The 2013-nt window shown below is 33.1% G+C and carries 3 protein-coding genes; 1 reads left to right on the forward strand and 2 read right to left on the reverse strand.

The features are described from left to right. Positions 1–794, reverse strand: a 794-nt coding sequence (locus IDG60_RS12265) for a PTS sugar transporter subunit IIC (protein WP_206160749.1), incomplete at its 3' end; no start/stop codon positions are given. A 117-nt stretch (positions 795–911) separates the two neighbouring features. Continuing rightward, positions 912–1049, reverse strand: a complete 138-nt coding sequence (locus IDG60_RS12270; protein WP_031893178.1) for a hypothetical protein — start codon at positions 1047–1049, stop codon at positions 912–914. A gap of 154 nt (positions 1050–1203) precedes the next feature. Between IDG60_RS12270 and IDG60_RS12275 the strand changes: the two genes are divergently transcribed. Further along, on the forward strand, positions 1204–1773 hold the full coding sequence (locus IDG60_RS12275) for a TetR/AcrR family transcriptional regulator (protein ID WP_001789900.1): 570 nt from the start codon (positions 1204–1206) through the stop codon (positions 1771–1773). The last annotated feature ends 240 nt before the right edge of the window (positions 1774–2013 follow it).

Raw genomic sequence — 2013 nt, forward strand, 5'->3', positions numbered from 1 at the left:
AATATTGGTAACATAAGAATTGGATATTTCACCATATTAGGTATCATCATTTTAACGCCTCCAAAGAAGACGGATAACGGCACCCCTAAACGATTCACTTTACTTGTACCAATTATCAATACTGCTTCAGTCGCGGAGATACCAATTGACGCTGATCCAGCTGCTAAACCTGTAATACCTATCGCAAAGGCAATGGCCACAGTTGATAGTGGCGAAATAATAATAAGACTAAATACCATTGAAATCAAAATACTCATGACAATCGGTTGTAATTCTGTAAAACCATTAACCATATTACCGATGGCTGTTGTAATCATTTTCGTATACGGCAATATTAAAACACCAATTGCACCTGAAATACCGCCAACAACTGTTGGGAATACAATCAATGCCATACTACCTACACGATGTTGAATAAGTAAAATGAACAACACTGCAATCGCTGCTGTAATCATTGTATTAATTAAATCACCAATACCCGTAATCATCCAAGCACCATTTTTAAACTGCGCTGCACCGCTTCCTACATATGCTGCACTTGCCACAACAGCAATTGCTAATGGCGATAGGTCAAATTTCATGGCAACCAATGCACCAATCAAAGCAGGTACTGTAAATTGAATTGCAACGACAACGCCTAATAACGTTTTAAAAATCGGATGATAATCCATAAAGTATTTAAAAATTTCTCCAAGTATCGCATTAGGAACTAAACCCGCAACAATACCTATGGCGACACCTGATAAAACTCTAAATATAAAATCTTTGGGTGTAATTGTTTTAATTGATGTCATAATATCATCCTTCCATTTATGTATATACATCTTTATGCAAATAATAAAGAGCCTTAAGTTATAAGCTGCCACTAGCTTAAATTCTAAGATGTGCATGCCGATGTTGTTATATTTAGGCTAGCAGTAACATCTATAACTCAAGACTATGAAAAATAGTATATCGCAAAATTCTGAATTTTTAGATAAAGAAATTGGCAATTTTTCAAACATATTGTTACAATACACTTTTATTTTATCTTCATTTTTAAAATCCATTAATACAATAGAAGAAAGACATTCAAATGCTTACCAAAAAGGTACATTATTTGTTAGGAGCGTATCAACACTTACATATCATCAACACAATTGACAATATAATAGAAGATACTGATAATAAGTGTTAAAACAACAGATGTTAGGTAGTGAACAAATGATGGAAAGTAAATCCATAGATCCAAGAATCGTTAGAACCAAACAATTGCTTGTCGATGCTTTTCTTAAAATTTCTAGAGAAAAGAAATTATCTCAAATTACAGTTAAAGATATCACTGATATTGCTACGCTAAATCGTGCAACATTTTACGCTCATTTCACTGATAAAGAAGACCTCCTAGACTACACATTATCTGTAACCATTTTAAAAGACTTGAATGATAACTTGAGCATTTCTAATGTCATTAATGAAAAGGTGCTGCGTAATATTTTCATTTCAATTGCGAGTTATATCAAAGATGCTGCAAAGTCTTGCGAATTAAATAGTGAAGCATTTTGCAACAAAGCACATCAACGTATTAATAATGAATTAGAAGATATTTTTGCGATTATGTTAGAAAACAGCTATCCGGAGCATCAACGAGATATCATTGTAAATAGTGCGAGTTTTTTAGCAGCTGGTATCTCAGGCTTAGCATTACATTGGTTTAACACGAGTCAAGAGACAGCCGATGTGTTTATCGATCGCAACCTTCCATTTTTAATTCATCATATAGCACATTTTTAATAAAACTTGGTATTTAGTCATGCATCTTGAAATCACTATGTGACTTAGGTTCATACTTGTACACACAATAAAATTTAACGTATTACGATTGATTAGCCGTGTCTAGGACATAAATCAACGTCCTATACTCTACAATGTCATATTAGCAGTCGTTAACTGAATGAAAATAAGCTTGTCATTAAAACATATAGATTTTAGTGACAAGCATTTTTGTTTTTGCGTACTTAAACAACACTTCAG

The sequence above is a fragment of the Staphylococcus sp. EG-SA-2 genome, from assembly GCF_017152085.1.

Excerpts from the sequence above, each read along its gene's own strand:
- IDG60_RS12275 (WP_001789900.1), top strand. The coding sequence starts at position 1,204 with ATGATGGAAAGTAAATCCATAGATCCAAGAATCGTTAGAACCAAACAA.
- IDG60_RS12270 (WP_031893178.1), bottom strand. The coding sequence starts at position 1,049 with ATGGATTTTAAAAATGAAGATAAAATAAAAGTGTATTGTAACAATATG.